General features: G+C 63.7%; 15 protein-coding genes and 1 pseudogene. 4 read left to right on the plus strand and 12 right to left on the minus strand.

Features of this window, described 5'->3' with window-relative positions; all coding sequences use genetic code 11:
• Positions 1 to 176 precede the first annotated feature (176 nt).
• Genes EJ078_RS21420 through EJ078_RS21430 form a run of 3 tightly spaced genes read right to left on the minus strand, consistent with a single transcriptional unit; the run spans position 177 to position 2,883 of the window.
• On the minus strand, positions 177 to 1,592 hold the full coding sequence (locus EJ078_RS21420; RefSeq protein ID WP_082953957.1) for an ATP-binding protein: 1,416 nt from the start codon (positions 1,590 to 1,592) through the stop codon (positions 177 to 179).
• Positions 1,593 to 1,643: 51 nt separating this feature from the next.
• Entirely contained in the window at positions 1,644 to 2,363 is a 720-nt protein-coding gene (locus tag EJ078_RS21425) for a response regulator transcription factor (RefSeq protein ID WP_059188911.1), read from the minus strand.
• Positions 2,350 to 2,883, minus strand: a complete 534-nt coding sequence (locus EJ078_RS21430) for a MarR family transcriptional regulator (protein WP_127216859.1) — start codon at positions 2,881 to 2,883, stop codon at positions 2,350 to 2,352. Before EJ078_RS21430 ends, EJ078_RS21425 begins: the two co-directional genes overlap by 14 nt.
• Positions 2,884 to 3,145: 262 nt before the next feature.
• Between EJ078_RS21430 and EJ078_RS21435 the strand changes: the two genes are divergently transcribed.
• Positions 3,146 to 4,039: a branched-chain amino acid aminotransferase gene (locus EJ078_RS21435; RefSeq protein WP_095830625.1), complete on the plus strand. Its 894-nt coding sequence runs from the start codon at positions 3,146 to 3,148 to the stop codon at positions 4,037 to 4,039.
• 344 nt (positions 4,040 to 4,383) lie between these two features.
• Positions 4,384 to 5,025, plus strand: a complete 642-nt coding sequence (locus EJ078_RS21440) for an MBL fold metallo-hydrolase (protein ID WP_127216858.1) — start codon at positions 4,384 to 4,386, stop codon at positions 5,023 to 5,025.
• Positions 5,026 to 5,091: 66 nt separating this feature from the next.
• On the opposite strand, the gene EJ078_RS21445 is transcribed toward EJ078_RS21440, so the two are convergent.
• The 3 genes from EJ078_RS21445 to EJ078_RS21455 form a co-directional block, all read right to left on the minus strand.
• Positions 5,092 to 5,502, minus strand: a complete 411-nt coding sequence (locus EJ078_RS21445) for a BA14K family protein (RefSeq protein ID WP_066994411.1) — start codon at positions 5,500 to 5,502, stop codon at positions 5,092 to 5,094.
• A 188-nt stretch (positions 5,503 to 5,690) separates the two neighbouring features.
• Positions 5,691 to 5,903 carry a cold-shock protein gene (locus EJ078_RS21450; RefSeq protein WP_006202521.1) on the minus strand — a complete coding sequence of 71 codons (213 nt, stop codon included), beginning with the start codon at positions 5,901 to 5,903 and terminating at the stop codon, positions 5,691 to 5,693.
• A 238-nt stretch (positions 5,904 to 6,141) separates the two neighbouring features.
• The gene (locus tag EJ078_RS21455; RefSeq protein WP_006202520.1) at positions 6,142 to 6,354 is read right to left on the minus strand and encodes a cold-shock protein; all 213 of its coding nucleotides are present in this window, start codon (positions 6,352 to 6,354) and stop codon (positions 6,142 to 6,144) included.
• A 457-nt stretch (positions 6,355 to 6,811) separates the two neighbouring features.
• Here EJ078_RS21455 and EJ078_RS21460 point away from each other — a divergent pair, with 457 nt between their 5' ends.
• Positions 6,812 to 7,207, plus strand: coding sequence for a Kazal-type serine protease inhibitor domain-containing protein (locus EJ078_RS21460; RefSeq protein WP_066994414.1), 396 nt, complete (start codon positions 6,812 to 6,814; stop codon positions 7,205 to 7,207).
• A 170-nt stretch (positions 7,208 to 7,377) separates the two neighbouring features.
• Positions 7,378 to 9,018, plus strand: a complete 1,641-nt coding sequence (locus EJ078_RS21465) for a tetratricopeptide repeat-containing sulfotransferase family protein (RefSeq protein ID WP_127216938.1) — start codon at positions 7,378 to 7,380, stop codon at positions 9,016 to 9,018.
• A gap of 141 nt (positions 9,019 to 9,159) precedes the next feature.
• Here the strand turns inward: EJ078_RS21465 and EJ078_RS21470 are convergent, their stop codons facing one another.
• The 6 genes and pseudogenes from EJ078_RS21470 to EJ078_RS21495 all read right to left on the minus strand — a co-directional run bounded on the left by EJ078_RS21470 (position 9,160) and on the right by EJ078_RS21495 (position 16,908).
• Complete coding sequence (locus EJ078_RS21470; protein WP_067326604.1) at positions 9,160 to 9,513, minus strand: DUF1428 family protein; 354 nt, start codon at positions 9,511 to 9,513, stop codon at positions 9,160 to 9,162.
• Positions 9,514 to 9,622: 109 nt separating this feature from the next.
• Positions 9,623 to 10,039, minus strand: coding sequence for a glyoxalase/bleomycin resistance/extradiol dioxygenase family protein (locus EJ078_RS21475; RefSeq protein WP_127216939.1), 417 nt, complete (start codon positions 10,037 to 10,039; stop codon positions 9,623 to 9,625).
• Positions 10,040 to 10,202: 163 nt separating this feature from the next.
• Positions 10,203 to 10,385, minus strand: a complete 183-nt coding sequence (locus tag EJ078_RS21480; RefSeq protein ID WP_095801654.1) for a hypothetical protein — start codon at positions 10,383 to 10,385, stop codon at positions 10,203 to 10,205.
• A gap of 158 nt (positions 10,386 to 10,543) precedes the next feature.
• Positions 10,544 to 12,070 carry an ABC-F family ATP-binding cassette domain-containing protein gene (locus EJ078_RS21485; RefSeq protein ID WP_208720805.1) on the minus strand — a complete coding sequence of 509 codons (1,527 nt, stop codon included), beginning with the start codon at positions 12,068 to 12,070 and terminating at the stop codon, positions 10,544 to 10,546.
• 397 nt (positions 12,071 to 12,467) lie between these two features.
• Positions 12,468 to 15,544, minus strand: a pseudogene (gene uvrB, locus EJ078_RS21490) (excinuclease ABC subunit UvrB).
• Positions 15,545 to 15,657: 113 nt separating this feature from the next.
• On the minus strand, positions 15,658 to 16,908 hold the full coding sequence (locus EJ078_RS21495; protein WP_127215780.1) for a hypothetical protein: 1,251 nt from the start codon (positions 16,906 to 16,908) through the stop codon (positions 15,658 to 15,660).
• Positions 16,909 to 16,915: the final 7 nt, after the last annotated feature.

Genomic DNA, 16,915 nt, shown 5'->3' on the forward strand with positions numbered 1-16,915 from the left:
GCGCCGGCACGATGGCGGAACGGCAGCCAGGCTGCAGCTCGCGCTTCGCTCCAGCGCACCCGGGCGGGTGCGGGATCGAAGCGGGGCGGCATGGCCGAATCGATAAAGGTCGCGCGCTTCATGCGCGCTCTTGACCATGATTTCATGACGGGGGGATGAAGGCCGTCTTTGTCCGACTAAGCCGGCACCTTGATCACGGCTCGCAAACCGCCCAGCGGGCTGTCTTCAAGCATGATGTCGCCGCCATGGGTTCGGGCGATGTCGCGGGCGATCGACAGACCAAGGCCGGTGCCGCTGGCATCGAGATTGCGCGCTTCGTCGAGCCGCAGGAATGGCTTGAACACTTCCTCGCGCTTGTCCGGCGCGATGCCGGGACCGTCATCGTCGATGGTGACGGTCAGCGAGCCGCGGCCGTGATTGGCATGGACCTCGACCGTCTTGGCATATCGGAAGGCATTGCCGATGACATTGGACATCAGCCTGGCAAAGGCGTTCGGCCGCACATGCACGGTCGGATCGCCGGTCAGTGTCGTCGACAGCTTGCATTTGCGCAGTTGCGCTTCCTCGCCAAGCTTCTGGAAATAGGCATCGAGATCGAAGCGGCCGGTGTCTTCCGCCGCCTCGCCGCGGGCAAAGGAGAGATAGCCCTCCAGCATCGACTGCATGTCGTCGATGTCCTGGTTCAGCGCGGCCTTGGTCTCGGCCTTGCCGCCGGCCAGGGCCAGCTGCAGCTTGAAGCGGGTCAGAATGGTCCTGAGATCATGGCTGACGCCGGTCAGCATGGCGGTGCGCTGCTCGATCTGGCGCTCGATGCGCTCGCGCATCTGGATGAAGGCGAAGCCGGCGCGGCGCACTTCCTCCGCGCCGCGCGGACGGAAATCGCGCGGCATCGGCCGGCCCTTGCCGAAGCTCTCGGCGGCTTCGGCCAATGTCAGGATCGGCCTTATTTGATTGCGCAGGAAGGGGATGGCGATCATCAAGAGCACCAGCGAGGTGCCGACCATCCAGATCAGGAAGATATGGGTGTTTGAGGCATAAGCCTGGCTGCGACGCACGAAGACGCGCAGGACCTTGCCTTCGAGCTGGACGCGGACCTCGACGACATTTGAGTTGCCGACCGTGTCGATCCAGAAGGGACGGTTGATCTGCCGAGTAATCTCCGACGACAGGGCCGTGTCGAGGATTGAGAAGAACGGCTTCGGTCCGGGGGCCGGCAGGGGATCGGGCGGCAGCAGATCCACTTTCAGCTGCATACGGTCTTGGGCGATGCGAATGATGTTGGCGTAATCGGCGTCGTGGGGATAGGTCTCCATCATGTCGATGATGGCAGCGATGTCTGCGATCGTCGCCTGCGACAGGCGTTGGGTAACTGTCTGCCAGTGGCGCTCCATGAAGACGAAGGCAACGACCGACTGCAAAAGGATCATCGGCGCGATGACGATGATCAGGGAGCGGGCATAAAGCCGCTTCGGCATGTAGAGCGCGACCAGGCGCCAGAACCGGTTCCAGGCGCGCGGCATCGCCCTCAGCGTGCGCAAAGCGAGATCGCCGAGGCTCCCGGTCTTGGGCTTTTCCAGTTGCGTGGTCGCCATTCGCCCTTCCGCTCGTAGACGGCCATTCAGCCAAGGCCGTCTGCGAGCATGTTATTCCACGCTGAGCCGATACCCAATACCGCGCACGGTCTGCAGCCACACCGGATTTGACGGATCGCGCTCGATCTTGCGGCGCAGCCGGTTGATCTGGACATCGATGGTCCGCTCGCCGACATCCGATTCGTCGCCGACGAGCTCGTGCCGCGGTATGGTTTCGCCCGCCCGGGCGGCGAAGATCGCCAGGATTTCCTGCTCGCGGTCGGTCAGCTTCAGCGCCTCGCCGCCACGCTTCAGTTCGCGCTTGGCGATCTGGAACGTGTAGGGGCCGAAGACGAGCTGCTCGACTTTCGGCGTCGCCGCCGGGCCGCCGCGGCGCAGGATGTTGTTGATGCGCAGGATGAGCTCCCGCGGATCGAAGGGCTTCGGCAGATAGTCGTCGGCGCCGGCCTCGAGCCCGGTGATACGGCTGTCGGTTTCCGACAGCGCCGTAAGCATCAGGATCGGCACGTTCTTCTCGGCCCGCAGCGCCTTGGTGAGGTCGACGCCGGTTTCGCCGGGCATCATGACGTCAAGCACGAGCAGGTCGAAGTCCAGCCCCGCGAGCTTGCGCCGGGCCTCGCCGGAGTTGCCGGCGACGGTGACCCGAAAACCGTTCTCGGACAAATATTGCTTGAGCAGATTGCGAATGCGGGTGTCGTCGTCGACCACCAGCAGATGCGGCGCATCATCGCCGGGCGCTGCCGGATGATCAACCTTCTCAGTGGTCTCCATTTTTCTTCCCCGATGTTTGCGCAGGCACAATGTCGATCTGCGCTCTAAGTTCCGGATTGACCATCGCCTCGAGGAATCTCTCGATCGAGGCTCGCTCGGCGGTCCCGGAATCCTCCAATGCAGCACGGATGCGGCGCGACTGTGGCCGTGCCAGCGCCAGTGCCAGCGCGCGGCCTTTGGCAGTCGGATAGAGCTCGCGCTGCCGGCGGTCGCGCAACCCTTGCACCTGGACAATATGGTCCGTGTCGATCAGCTGCTTCAACACCCGCGCCAGGCTCTGCTTGGTGATCTTCAGCACGTCGAGCAGCTCGGCAACCGTCAGTCCGGGCCTGCGGTTGACGAAATGCAGGACGCGGTGATGGGCACGGCCGAAGCCGTAATCGGCAAGGATCTGGTCGGGATCGGAGGTGAAGTCGCGATAGGCGAAGAAAAACAGCTCGATGATGGCAAAGTCGATGCCGTCCTCTTCGGTGATCGCCGTCCTGATCGGTTTTCCGGCTGCGGGGCTTCGATCCGTCATCATTTCTCCATGCCAGCGGGGAATTACGTCAGTACTGTTGACGTAATTTCCCGCAAATGATAATTTTTGACAAGCTTTTCGGCGGATTGCGAACGAAAAGGCAAGCGGAAGCCGTTTTTCCGGAACTTCCTAAGTTTGCCAGGGATTGAATATCCGCCTACGCTTCCAGACACAGGCCGGCGGTTTCGGACCCAGTGGCGGGGCCGATACGAAAGGCCGTATGACACAACGATTGGCGGGCGCCCGCCCGCGGGAGGTTTCCATGGCATCCGTTCCCTTCGATCAACTGGACGGCTTCATCTGGATGAACGGGGAGTTCGTCAAATGGGGCGAGGCCAAGATCCACGTGCTGACCCATGGCCTGCACTATGCCAGCGCCGTCTTCGAGGGCGAGCGCGCCTATGGCGGCCAGATATTCAAGCTCACCGAGCACAATGAGCGCCTGCATGAATCGGCGCGCCTGCTCGGCTTCAAGATTCCCTACTCGGTCGGCGAGGTCGACGAGGCTTGCCGCACGCTTCTGAAGAAGCAAGGTTTCAAGGACGCCTATGTGCGTCCGATTGCCTGGCGCGGCAGCGAGCAGATGGGTGTTTCGGCGCAGAACAACCGCATCAACTGCGCCATCGCCATCTGGCAGTGGCCGAGCTATTTCGACCCGGCGCAGAAGCTGAAGGGCATCCGCCTCGACGTCGCCGAATGGCGCCGGCCCGACCCGCGCACCGCGCCATCCAAGTCCAAGGCTGCCGGCCTCTACATGATCTGCACGCTTTCCAAGCACGCCGCCGAGGCCAAGGGCTACGCCGACGCCATGATGCTCGACTGGCGCGGCCAGGTGGCGGAAGCCACCGGCGCCAACATCTTCTTCGTCAAGGACGGCAAGATCCACACTCCGACGCCCGACTGCTTCCTCGACGGCATCACCCGCCGCACCGTCATCGGCCTGGCCAAGGACCGCGGCTTCGAGGTGATCGAGCGCGCCATCATGCCCGAAGAGCTCGATGGCTTTGAGCAGTGCTTCCTTACCGGCACGGCCGCGGAAGTCACGCCGGTCTCGGAAATCGGCCCGTACCGATTCGAGGTCGGCGAGATCGCCAAGACGTTGATGAACGACTATTCTGCCGCGGTGCAGCCAAAGCACGCCATCGCCGCAGAATAGCGATAGTCACAGCCTTTTTGTGCAAACGGGGCGGTTTCGGGCCGCCCCTTTTATTTAGGCGCCTGCGAAGCAATTCGGCGTCTCATGGGTGCGGGCGATCCGGCGACGGCAGCGGAGCAGCCGGTGGGACTGGCAGGGCGATGGGCATACAAAGCATCATCGTCGGCGCCGGCCCCATCCTCACCGACATCATGCGCGCGGTCATGACCGTGATGAAGAATAGGCTTGGCAGAATTTCAGGCTTCCCATGGACGGCTATGGCCGCCCATTTCTTTTAGAGGGATCACCGGTGGACGCAGTCGGCTGTGCCCTCTACATCAGGGCAACACCTCGAAAGGAAAGCCATGGGTCAGCTCAATGCCGGCATCGTGCCGGTCACGCCCTTCCAGCAGAATTGCACCATTCTCTTCGACATGGACGACAAACAAGGTGTCGTCGTCGATCCCGGCGGCGACGTCGACAAGATAGTGGCAGTGCTTAAGGACAACGCGATCAGGGCGAAGGCGATCTGGATCACTCACGGCCATATCGATCATGCCGGCGGCGCGATGGATCTGAAGGATGCACTCGGCATCGACATCATCGGCCCGCACGAGGCCGATCGGCCGCTGCTTGCCAATCTCGAGACCCAGGCCAAGCGCTTCGGCCTTACCGATCCGGTGCGCAATTGCATTCCGGGCCGTTTTCTCAGCGAAGGCGACACGGTCTCGTTCGGAGAGCATGTGTTCGAGGTGCTGCATTGTCCGGGGCACGCGCCGGGCCATGTCGTCTACTACAACCGCGCGGCCAAATTCGCCCATGTCGGCGACGTGCTGTTTCGCGGCTCGATAGGCCGCACCGATCTGCCGGGCGGCGATCACGCCGCGCTGATCGCCGCAATCAAAGACAAGCTGCTGCCGCTCGGCGACGATATCGGCTTCATCTGCGGTCACGGTCCCGGCGGCCGCTTCGGCGAGGAGCGCCGGACGAATCCCTTCCTGACCTGATCCTCTGCGCAAAGAAAAAGCGCCGCTGGAGGGCGGCGCTTTTGCCTGGACTGGAAACCGTAAGTCTTAGTTGGCAACACAGAAATGCTGTTCGCCATCGTTGCCCGTGAATGTGCCGGTACGCGAGTTGAAGGTGCGGTAGCGGTCGGAGCAATACTCGTACCATTCGCGGGTCCACGGCTCGGCATAGCGGTCGGCATAGACGACGCGCGGCTGTACATAGTAGCGGCGAACGGGGCGGTCGACATAATAGCCGTCATCATAGGCGGGATCGTAGTATCTCGGCCCAGGGTTGCTGAGAGCGCTACCGATCAGGGCGCCCGCCGCCAGGCCGACAACGCCCGCGGCAAGGGCGTCGCCGCCATTGTGATGATGACGACGCCAGCGCCAATCATCAGCATTTGCCGCCGAGAAGGTGGCCAAAGTGGTCGCGGCGACGCCGGCGGTCACAATGGCGGTCTTGAGAATTCGGTTCATTTTCGGTCTCCTTCGCGCCGGCCCGCGTATTTCAGGGGATGCGGGTCGGCTTTAGCAGGGTTAATAGAAGACCGTGGCTGAACGGAGGCTGAACGGCACTGCGCGAACGATTCGCGGCTCGACAAAATTCCGAGCTCTGCGGGAGCGCCCCGCCTGCTCAGTCTCCGTCGGATCTGTCTTGAGCCGGCTTAGCCGATAGACAGGTTGACGGCCTTCGGACCCTTGCCTCGCTTGTCGGGCTCGGTGTCGAATGTCACTTTCTGCCCATCCTCAAGACCGGGAAGGCCCGACGCCTGCACGGCCGAAATATGGACGAAGACGTCCTTCGCGCCATCGTCGGGCGTGATGAAGCCGAAGCCCTTGGCATGGTTGAAGAATTTGACGGTGCCGGTCTGCGGCATGGGAAGCTCCTTTGATCCCATCAAGTCAGTCTCGGGCCGGCAAACTGCCCGAGAGGAAATTTGTCCTTTATTTTAGCGCTATCGGCAAGAGAAAGTTTTCGCCTGCCAATACAACTATTTGCCGGACAAAAAAGAGCGCGACGGAACCGTCGCGCCCTTGAAAACTCAAGCTTCCTGCGAAGCCGATTCATGATCCCGCCGCGCCGTTCATCAGCGGAAGACAGGCAGCGTCGCCCGCTCAGGCGGCGCGGAGGTTGACCGCCTTCGGACCCTTGCCCATGCGGTCAGGCTCGACGTCGAAGGTGACCTTCTGGCCATCGACGAGCGTGCGCAGGCCGGAGGCCTCGATCGCGGAGATGTGGACGAACACGTCCTTGGCGCCGCCGTCAGGCGTGATGAAGCCGAAGCCTTTGGTGGCGTTGAAGAACTTTACGGTGCCGGTCTGGGCCATGGGGGAAACTCCTTCACCCGTATCAGTCTCGTGGGCTCGCCCGCTTCCTTGGGCTGATCCCGGTGTTGCTTCGGCAGTCATGCATTCGCGCATGGTCAAAGCCCCCGCCGAAAAACGGGGCCGTCAGAGATTCACACTATCGGGGAAAGGTCGTCCAAAACGTGCCGCTCTCCGGGTCGCAAATGCCCGAACACCAAATTTATTACACGGAAATGTGATGGTTGCAAGACAGCACCGCGGGCCGCCCTCGGCGCGCCCAACGCGAGGCCATCGATAGACCCGGCGCCATGACCGGTCATCGGCCAGTGAAAAGCCGGGCATGGGCCAGTGCGAAAAGCCGACCGGCGATAAATTTCGCCCCGGGCAAAGCACAAGCCGGGGTTGCGTTCGATCCCAAAATGGCGAGGAATTGCGCGAGCTGGCGCGATCGCGCCTGAGCCAGATAGGAGAGGGACCTATGCGATTTCTTGCGGCAATCGTTTCCCGGCAGGGCCTTGTCGCCCTGCTACTGTCGGCATTGCTGGCGGCCTGTACCGTGGTCGTCGACGAAGGACCGCGTCCGCGTCCGCCGAGGCCGCATCCGCAGCTCTGCACGATGCAATACGAACCAGTGTGCGCAAGACGCGGCGGCGACCGCCAGACCTTCGCCAATGCCTGCCTGGCGGAGCGGGCAGGGTATCGTATCGTGCGTGACGGGCCTTGCCGGGATGGCGGCGGTGGCGGCGAGCAAACCTTCTGCACCCGCGAATACGCGCCGGTCTGCGCCAGACGCTACGGCGAGGTGCGCACTTTCCCGAATGCGTGCGAGGCTCGCGCGGCGGACTATCGCATCATCGGCGACGGGCCTTGCTAGCGGCATTGCGGGCAAGTCGTCAGAGCGCTGCCCACACACTTGCATCTGCCGCCCGCTTGGCTTAGGTCCGGCGGGCGGACAAACACGGCAGGTTTCCCATTAACAGAGATCAGAGAAGAGCGGCAAACGCGGGCGGCAAGCCAGGATCGGCGAGCCCCCTCGATCCCTATGTGCAACGGGCGCTGCAGCTGCATCAGGCAGGACGCCGGCAGGAGGCGGAGTCGCTTTACCGGCAGGTGCTGGGGCAGCAGCCTAATCATGCCGCCGCGCTGCATTTCCTCGGGCTCCTCCTGCACCAGACCGGTCGCAGCGAGGAAGGGCTGGACTTCATCGAGCAGTCGGTCACGCTGCAGCCCCAAAATGCCGATTTCCTCAACAACATGGGCACGGTGATGCGCGACCTCGGCCGAGTTGCCGCCGCCGTCGATTTCTTCCGTGGCGCGGTGGACATCCGCCCGGACCAACTCGCGGCACGCGACAATCTCGGCTCGTCGCTGAAGCAGCTCGGCCAGTTCGATGGCGCTGAGGAGATCTATCGCGGCACGATCGGCCGCAACCCGTTCCATGTCCGCGCCCGCATCGGCCTTGCCGAAACGCTGCAGGAAGCCGGGCGGCTCGACGAGGCGATTGCGCTCTTCCGCGAGTCGCTGTCGATCCGGCCCAAGGATGCCGAGCTGCTCTACGGACTGGGCGTCGCCCTGATGGAGAAGGGCAAGCTCGCCGAGGCCGCCGATCTTGCCCGCCAGGCGGTGGCGATCGCTCCGGCGATGGCGAAAGCCTGGCTTCTGCTGACCCAGGTCAAGCGCCAGACAGAGCGCGACGCCGAGCTTGCCGGCATGGAGGCCGAGCACGCCAAGGCGCCGCAGGACAGCCTTGCGCGCATGCAGCTTTCCTTCGGCCTCGGCAAGGCCAATGACGATCTGAAGGATTATGGCCGCGCCTTCGACTATTTCGCCGAGGGCAATGCGATCCGCCGCAAGGGCATCGACTACGACCCGGTGAGAACGCGCGACGAGTTCGAAGCGATGAAGTCGGCCTTCGACAAGGCCTTCTTCGAAAAGCACAGGCCGAGCGACATTTCCGACGACACGCCGATCTTCGTCGTCGGCATGCCGCGTTCCGGCACGACGCTGGTCGAGCAGATCATAGCCAGCCATCCGCAGGTCTTTGGCGCGGGCGAGCTCAGCATCCTGAAGTCGGTCGTCGGCAAGCAGTTTCCGATGAGCATGCCGGGCGGTTTTCCCTCAGGGATAGCCGACATGCCGGACAAGGCCTTTGCCGAAGCCGGGCAGGCCTATATCGACATGCTGCATGCCCGGTATCCGGGCTTCCGCCATGTCACCGACAAGATGCCGGGCAACTTCCTGCTGGTCGGCTTCCTGCACATGATGCTGCCGAAGGCGAAGATCGTGCATTGCGCGCGCGACGCCGCGGCCACGTGCCTGTCGATCTTCAAAGTGCATTTCCGCGGCGACAGCCATCGTTACGGCTACGATCTCGGCGAGCTCGCCGATTTCCATAACCTCTACACCGATATCATGGCGCATTGGCACAAAGTTCTGCCCGGCGTCGTCCACGACGTCCGCTACGAGGATTTCGTCGCCGATCAGGAAGGCCAGACGCGGGCGCTGATGGCGCATCTCGGCCTGCCTTGGGACGACAAGGTGCTGGCGTTCCACGAGACCGACCGGCCGGTGCGCACGGCGTCGGCCGCGCAGGTGCGCCAGCCGATGTATCAGGGCTCGGTCGACCTGTGGAAGCGTTATGGGGAGCGGCTGAAGCCGCTGCTCGTCAAGCTCCAGAACGGATAGGGCCGGGTTGGATGGTAGGCCGCTTGCTCTCAGCCATCGCAGGCCTGTGAGATTAGCCGCTGCCTCGCAACCTCGTCATTCGAGGGGGAAGCAGGAGCTCCGTTCCTGCTCCGCCCTGGATGAGGACCGAATCGGCTGTGCTCAAACCTCGATAAATGGCTGGAAGCCGCCGAAGATCATGCGCTTCCCGTCGAAGGGCATTGTCGACCAGTCCATCTTGAGACGTTCGTCGGCCATCACTTTCGCCATGACCGCGTCGCGGCTCTGCCTGGATTCGTAAACGACCCAGGCAAAGATGACGACTTCGTCGTCCTTCGCCTGCACGGCGCGCGGGAACGAGGTCAGTTCGCCATAGGGCACGTCGTCGCCGATGCATTCGACATAGGCGAGCGCGCCGTGCTCCTTCCAGACGGCGCCGGCATTCGCAGCCATTTTCTTGTAGTCATCGAGATTTGCCTTCGGCACGGCAAGCACGAAACCATCGACATAGGACATGGGTAAGCTCCTTCGCTGAAAACGAGCGCCGGGCCGGCGGGGATACGACCCGGCGCGGGTGAGCGCGTCAGCCCTGGGATTGGCGGCCGACGCTTGCTCGCTGGGAAACCTATTTTACCGGCGCGTTCATCGCCCAGGCGACGCCGAAGGGATCCTTCACCTGGCCCCAGCGGTCGCCCCAGAACATTACCTGGAGGGGCGTGACGACTTCGCAGCCGGCGTCTACCGCGCGCTTCCACCAGGCTTCGACGTCGTCACTACCGAGATGGAGCTGGAGCGTATAACCCTGCGCCGCCTGATGCGGATGGCCGTGCTCGGGATAGGCGTCGCCCAGCATGAGCGTCGAGCCGTTGACATAGAGATGGATATGCATGGTGCGGCCCTTGTCGTCCGGCGGATAGGCAAAGACTTCCTCGGCCCCGAAAGCCTTCTTGTAGAACTCGGCCGCCTTGATGGCGCCGTCGACCTGCAGATAGGGGGTCAATCCGCCAAGAACTTTGGCGCGGGGCGGGTTCTGGACTGTCATTTCACGTGTTCCTCTTCACGGGTTGATTGGGCGTTGCGATCAAAAGACGGACGAGGCGACAGCAATCCTACACGGGCAGCGGAATTTTTTTAGCGGGGCCGGGCCCGGACCGGCCGGGCAACCGGCGAAGCCGATGACCGTCGCATGAACCCGTTGGTCACTTTCAAATGACGTCGGTCGAGAAGGTGGCCGTTCGGCGGCTGTTCCGCGTGTCGAGAATTTCCGGAAACCCGATGTCCTTGCGCAGGTCGGCCGGCAGTGAAAGCAGAATGCGCTCGCTGCGGTAGCGGGCGCGCGCCGCCGCATATTGGCTGGCGATGCGGCTGATGGATGACAAGATGGACATGATAAACTCTCCCTGGTTGGTGCCGTCAGCATCGCGTCGGCATCCCAAGGACGAGGAATGCTGCGCAATCCGACAGGTCGCCCGAATTTTTCATGCGCGCCCGGAAAGCCGGCCCGTATAGGCCGGCCCCCCCGTATAGGCTGGCCTTGTCGTGGCTATCACCGCTCCGTCGCGGCCACCGAGCGGAAGAACCCTTCCGGACTGTCGACTTCGGTCAGCCGCCGCTTCTCGATCAGCCAGAACCGGTTGCCGATCGCGCGGATGAAGGAGCGGTCGTGCGAGGCGAGCAGGCAGCTTGCCTGATGCTTCAGCAACTCGTCCTCCAGCGCTTCCTGGCCGTCAATGTCGAGGTGATTGGTCGGCTCGTCGAGGAGGTAGAAATTGGGGTTGAGGAGCCGCAGCACCAGCAACATCAGCCTCGACCGCTGTCCGCCCGACAACGCGGCGATCCTTTTCTCCTGCATCTCGATGGCGACGCCGGCGCCGGCGAGAAGCGAGCGCGCCCGCTGCTCGCCGATTTCGAAGCGGTGCGAGACCATCGCCAGTGGGGTGTCGCCGCCGCCGATGCCGGACAGAGCCTGGTCGCTGTAGCCGAGCGCGGTCGACGGTGTCACCTTGATGCTGTCTTCCGACCCCGGTTCGGCGATGGCGGCGCGGATCATCGCAATGAAGCGCGATTTGCCGACACCGTTGCGGCCGAGCAGCACGATGCGGTCGCCTTGGCAGATATGGCGCTTGCCGGTCCTGAACAGCAGCGTGCCGTCGGGCGTTTCGACCGCCGGGTCGTCGAGCGTGATCAGCACCTTGGCGTGGGTGCCACGGTTGGCCAATCGGATCGCGCCGGCCGAACGCTCGCGATGCGCTGCCACGGCTGCATCTTCCAGCCTTTCGGCCCGCTCCCTGAGCTGCTTGGTTTTGACCGTCAGCGGGTCGCTGCCGGAATTGATGCCGATGTTGTTGAGCTTGGCTGCCTGCCGGCGCAACTGCTGTGCGACCTTCATGTCGCGCTCGAACCGCCGCGCCGTCGAGGCGTCGACCTCGTCGAGCGCCTGCCGGGCGCGCGAATAGGGCAGCGAAAACACCGGCGATTCTTCCGGGCGCAGGAAGAGCGTGCGGTTGGTGGTGGCGTCGAGAAAGGCGCGGTCGTGGCTGGCGATGATCACCGGGACCTCGCGTGGCAGCGCGTTGAGCCAGGTTTCGAGCTGGCCGATCCTGGCGAGGTCGAGATGGTTGGTCGGCTCGTCGAGCAGAAGCACGTCCGGGTCGGTGACCCAGACGCGGGCGATCAGCGCCAGCCTTTGCCAGCCGCCGCTCAAGGCCCGCATCGGCCTGTCGCGCATTTCCTCGGGCACATCGAGCGAATCCAGCACCACGTCGACGCGCCAAAGCTCGCTGCCAAGCTGCTCAGGCGGCAAGACATCGGCAACCACCTGATGGAAGCTGCGGTCGAGCAACGCGCCGGGGACGGATTGCTCGACATGGCCGACGCGCAAGCCGCGCGTCCGGGTGATATCGCCGGTCGTGGCGTCCAGCTCGCCGGCCAGGCATCTGAGCAGGGTGGATTTGCCACGGCCGTTAGCCGCGACGATGCCCAGCCGGTCGCCGGCACCGATGATGAGGTCGAGGTTGGAGAAGAGCGGCGCACTCATGGTGACGCCGAGGGATTTGAGGCTGATCAGGGCCATGTCGATTTCTCTGGTCTTGCCGGAGCCCGGCTCAATGCACTTTGACGGTGCGCCGGTAGGCCATCAGGCCGAGATCAGCGGCACCACGAAGGGCAGACCAAAAATCGAAGCGGGGGAAAATTCCCGGACCGTCCTGGTCAGCCCTGCAAGCAAGCTCGCAGGGCACAGACAGGGCCGCGCTGACGGTGGTGATCGATAGACACGCAGCCCTCTTTTCCAGATGTTCGAGTTGGGGAAACTGGTACACCTGGGGAGGGGGCATGGCAAGGGGCGGCAGGTCAGAGCGGGGGCGCTGAAACTACCGATCTCCCCTCTTGTGGGCCCATTGTGGGCGAGATGTCCGGCAGGACAGAGCGCTGTCCCGCCGGCATGTTAACATATCAATCTCTTCAGAAAATCAATGCCCCGGCCGCCCAGTCTTGCTCGGCCGGCGCTTTTGACGGCGCTCATCGGCTGGGGCTTCGTAAGAGCCGATGCCAGAGCGCTGGCGGACGATGGGTTTATCGTCGCGTTCCTTCGCGCCCCCCTCTGTCCTGCCGGACATCTCCCCCACAAGGGGGAGATTGGCCGTGGCTTCGTAGGCACCGTTCCTTCGACGGGTTTTTCGGTCCGGCGCACCGTCATCTCGTCGAGCGAGTTCTTGCGGAACAGCGACCCGGTGCGATCGCCCGGGATGCCGAAGTCGGAGCCATGCGCTTCCTGCGCCGACTGCTTCTTGAACAGCGAGCGCGAGACCGCGCCAGCGGGTGTTGCCATATCGGTGCCCGGTCCCATGTCGTCGATCGAGGGCTTGGCGAAAAGAGGCTTCTTCACCGGCACCGCGCCGTCCGCGCCCATCTCATCGAGATCCGGCTTGCGGAACAGGCCCTTGCCGTCGTCATCGACGGTGCGGTGCACCGCACGTCCCTTGTTGTGCCTGCCTTTCTCGCGGCCGGAAACCGGGCTTTCCATGTCGGCGTAGCGGGCGAGCGGATCGTCCGAGATGGACAGCTCCATTTCGCGCAGCCGCTTGATCTCGTCGCGGATGCGGGCGGCCTTCTCGAAGTCGAGATTGGCGGCGGCATCGCGCATCTGCTTGTCCAGCGCCTCGAGATGGGTTTTCAGATTGTTGCCGATCATGGCGCCGGCATCGTCGGTGAACTGCGAGATGTCGGCGCGCACGTGATCCTTCTCGTAGACGGAGTCGAGGATGTCGGCGATGCGCGACTTGACCGATTCCGGCGTGATGCCGTTGGCCGCGTTCCACTCCATCTGCTTCTCGCGGCGGCGGTTGGTCTCCGCCATCGCCCGTTCCATCGAGCCGGTGATCTGGTCGGCGTAGAGGATGACCTTGCCGTCGACGTTGCGGGCGGCGCGGCCGATGGTCTGGATCAGCGAGGTTTCCGAACGAAGGAAACCTTCCTTGTCGGCATCGAGGATGGCGACGAAGCCGCATTCGGGAATGTCGAGGCCTTCGCGGAGCAGGTTGATGCCGACCAGCACGTCGAAGGCGCCGAGGCGCAGGTCGCGCAGGATCTCGATGCGCTCCAGCGTGTCGATATCGGAGTGCATGTAGCGGACTCGAATGCCGTTCTCATGCAGGTATTCGGTGAGGTCTTCGGCCATGCGCTTGGTGAGAACCGTGACCAGCGTACGGTAGCCCAGCCTGGTCGTCTCACGGATTTCGCCGACGACATCGTCGACCTGGCTCTTGGCGGGGCGCACCTCGACCGGCGGGTCGATCAGGCCGGTCGGGCGGATGACCTGCTCGGCGAAGACGCCGCCGGACTGGTCGAGCTCCCAGCCGCCCGGCGTCGCCGAGACGGCGATCGACAGCGGGCGCATGGCGTCCCATTCCTCGAAGCGCAGCGGCCGGTTGTCCATGCAGGAGGGCAGGCGGAAGCCATACTCGGCCAGCGTCGCCTTGCGGCGGAAGTCGCCGCGATACATGCCGCCGATCTGCGGCACTGTGACGTGGCTCTCGTCGATGAAGATCAGCGCATTGTCCGGCACATATTCGAACAGGGTCGGCGGCGGCTCGCCCGGCTGGCGACCGGTGAGATAGCGCGAATAATTCTCGATGCCGGCGCAGGAACCGGTCGCTTCGAGCATCTCGAGGTCGAAGCGCGTGCGCTGCTCGAGACGTTGCGCTTCAAGCAGACGGCCAGCCTTTTCAAGCTCTTGCAGGCGGTATTGCAGCTCTTCCTTGATCGACTTGATAGCCTGATTCAAGGTCGGCCGCGGCGTCACATAGTGCGAATTGGCGTAGATCTTGACGCTCTTCAACTCGCCGGTCTTCTGGCCGGTCAGCGGATCGAACTCGGTGATCGCCTCGATCTCGTCGCCGAACATCGAGATGCGCCAGGCGCGGTCTTCGAGGTGGGCCGGAAAGATCTCGATCGTGTCGCCGCGCACGCGGAACGAGCCGCGCACGAAGTTGATGTCCTGGCGCTTGTATTGCTGGGCGACGAGGTCGGCAAGCAAGGCGCGCTGGTCGAGCCGGTCACCGACCTGCATCTGGAAGGTCATCGCCGTGTAGGTCTCGACCGAGCCGATACCGTAGATGCAGGAGACGGAGGCGACGATGATGACGTCATCACGCTCCAGCAGCGAGCGCGTCGCCGAGTGGCGCATGCGGTCGATCTGCTCGTTGATCGAGGATTCCTTCTCGATATAGGTGTCGGTGCGCGGGACGTAGGCTTCCGGCTGGTAGTAGTCGTAATAGGAGACGAAATACTCGACCGCGTTTTCGGGGAAGAATTTCTTGAACTCGGCATAGAGCTGCGCGGCCAGCGTCTTGTTCGGCGCCAGGATCAGGGCAGGGCGCTGCGTTTCCTCGATCACCTTGGCCATGGTGAAGGTCTTGCCGGAGCCGGTCACGCCGAGCAGCACCTGGGTGCGGTCGCTTTGCTCGACACCCTCGACAAGGTCCTTGATGGCGGTCGGCTGGTCGCCGGCGGGCTCGAAATCCGACACCATCTTGATGGCGATGCCGCCTTCCGATTTTTCCGGACGGGCAGGCCGGTGCGGCGTCCAAAGCTGGCCATCCTTGTGCAGCGGATTGCCGGATTCGATGAGCCTCGACAGTGCGGCGACGGTCGCGGTCACACCGCTCGAGGAAACCTGCTCGGCGTCCTCCAGGCTGATGTCGAGGCCGGCCACCGGGTTGAGGCCGGCGGCGGCGCGTTCTTTCGCCGATGCCGCGCCGCCCATCGAGGTGCCGCGCGCCGTGCGCCCGGGCGCAGCAGAGCGCTCGGGGATTCTCTTCGGCGCTTTGGCCTTCGGCTGCTTTTGCGCCTCGCGCTCGATCTGTCCGGCCCAATCGGAGATCGAGCCGGTGAGAGGCGCGCCGGAGAACTCGCTTTGCGGCGCTTCGGCAAAGCCGCCGCGCTCCAGGGGCTCGGCGGCGTCGAGGAATTCGGTCAGCGGACTGCGCCGTTTCGGCGCGCCCTCTTGCGCCGGCGAGGGCGTTTTCTTGTCGGTGCGTTTGGCCATGGCCCGAATATGGGAGGACTCGGCCGAAATGGAAAGAGCGGAGTGAAATGGCGGGTGCGCGCTGCCGAGCCTGCTGACAGAAGGCTGTCAGGAGGCGCACGCGCCGTTTCGTTTCAGTTGAACCACAGCGCGAATATCAGGAAGCCGGCGCCGCCGAACTCGCGCTGAATCTGATTGAAATCGTCGCTGGTGAGGATTTTTCCACTTTCGAGATAAGGCGAGATGGCCGGGCCGGTGATCGACAGGACGAGGTCGAAAGGTTTCGGCTCGTCGAAGAAGCGCTTCATGTTGATGCCTTTGCCGATGATGCGAAAATGCGGCAGCAGCACGCGGCCTTCGAGAAGGTCCTCTGCCGTGGTCAGGGCGGCAAGCCATGCCTGCACTTGCGCCTCGCCGACCTCGAGGCCGGTGAGCGGGTTGACGCCCTTCTGCTGCGGTCCCGGCAGCCATTCGCGGTCATTGTCGGTCTCGGCGCGTATCGCTTTCCAGTCCTCGCGCGAAAGCCGGATCATCTCCAGCAGGTGACGGCGCGCCGCCTTGCGGCGCTCCGGCTCGATCACCGGCCAGTTGACGAGATGCACCAGCGAGATGAAGTCGGCAAAGCGCCATTCCGAGGCGAAGATGCTGCCGCTCATGCCGCCATCCGGCGGGACCAGCGCGTCCTGCAGCGGCAGTTTCGCGTGCGGAAACAGCATGTGGAAAGAGCCGTCGAACATGGCTCTGAAATCATGCGCCAGCCAGAAATCGGCCTGCGCCATCAGGAACTCGGCGTAACCTTGCAGCCAGAAACCGTCGGCGCGGTCGAAGCGGAAGGCAAGCGAAGGGGCGGCATCGCTCGCGTCGACGCCGCGTGAGAGCGAGGCCATGATCGCGGCGATGCTTTCGTCCGGCGCGATGTTGCCGTCCTCGTTGAGATCGATACCGGCATGAGCGAGGTCGACCACCATGCCGATATCGGCATCGGCGGGCACCGAGCCCAGCGTGGCGGCGGATTTCTCCAGACGGTCGCGGAAAGCGATCAGGATGGCGCGGAACTTTTCATAGGTCAGCGGCTCGGGACTGGGATTGTCCGGCACGGGCAGCCGCATCAGCGGTAGCATGAAGGATTGCGGGCTCTCGAAACCGTGCCGATGCAGACCGCTGGCCAGGATTTCCAGCGCGGTAAAGAATTCGCCGGCGCCGGCGGCATAGGCCGATGCCGGATCGCTCGGTGCCGCCGCCTCCAGTGCCGCCAGGGCTCTGTTCCGCTCGGAAACGGTTTTCGCCTCGAACAAGGCGGCAGGGTCGGGGCTAGCCGCTTTGGCGTAAGCAAAGGGCAGGAGCAGCAAGAGTGTGAGTGCCACAAGGCCCGACAGTCGCTTCACGATGGAT

This window comes from Mesorhizobium sp. M1A.F.Ca.IN.022.06.1.1 (assembly GCF_003952605.1).
Taxonomy (GTDB): domain Bacteria; phylum Pseudomonadota; class Alphaproteobacteria; order Rhizobiales; family Rhizobiaceae; genus Mesorhizobium.

What these genes read in the sequence shown, in the direction of transcription:
- EJ078_RS21420 (WP_082953957.1), bottom strand. Translation starts at nt 1,592, where the DNA reads ATGGCGACCACGCAACTGGAAAAGCCCAAGACCGGGAGCCTCGGCGAT.
- EJ078_RS21425 (WP_059188911.1), bottom strand. Translation starts at nt 2,363, where the DNA reads ATGGAGACCACTGAGAAGGTTGATCATCCGGCAGCGCCCGGCGATGAT.
- EJ078_RS21430 (WP_127216859.1), bottom strand. Translation starts at nt 2,883, where the DNA reads ATGACGGATCGAAGCCCCGCAGCCGGAAAACCGATCAGGACGGCGATC.
- EJ078_RS21435 (WP_095830625.1), top strand. Translation starts at nt 3,146, where the DNA reads ATGGCATCCGTTCCCTTCGATCAACTGGACGGCTTCATCTGGATGAAC.
- EJ078_RS21440 (WP_127216858.1), top strand. Translation starts at nt 4,384, where the DNA reads ATGGGTCAGCTCAATGCCGGCATCGTGCCGGTCACGCCCTTCCAGCAG.
- EJ078_RS21445 (WP_066994411.1), bottom strand. Translation starts at nt 5,502, where the DNA reads ATGAACCGAATTCTCAAGACCGCCATTGTGACCGCCGGCGTCGCCGCG.
- EJ078_RS21450 (WP_006202521.1), bottom strand. Translation starts at nt 5,903, where the DNA reads ATGCCGCAGACCGGCACCGTCAAATTCTTCAACCATGCCAAGGGCTTC.
- EJ078_RS21455 (WP_006202520.1), bottom strand. Translation starts at nt 6,354, where the DNA reads ATGGCCCAGACCGGCACCGTAAAGTTCTTCAACGCCACCAAAGGCTTC.
- EJ078_RS21460 (WP_066994414.1), top strand. Translation starts at nt 6,812, where the DNA reads ATGCGATTTCTTGCGGCAATCGTTTCCCGGCAGGGCCTTGTCGCCCTG.
- EJ078_RS21470 (WP_067326604.1), bottom strand. Translation starts at nt 9,513, where the DNA reads ATGTCCTATGTCGATGGTTTCGTGCTTGCCGTGCCGAAGGCAAATCTC.
- EJ078_RS21475 (WP_127216939.1), bottom strand. Translation starts at nt 10,039, where the DNA reads ATGACAGTCCAGAACCCGCCCCGCGCCAAAGTTCTTGGCGGATTGACC.
- EJ078_RS21480 (WP_095801654.1), bottom strand. Translation starts at nt 10,385, where the DNA reads ATGTCCATCTTGTCATCCATCAGCCGCATCGCCAGCCAATATGCGGCG.
- EJ078_RS21485 (WP_208720805.1), bottom strand. Translation starts at nt 12,070, where the DNA reads ATGGCCCTGATCAGCCTCAAATCCCTCGGCGTCACCATGAGTGCGCCG.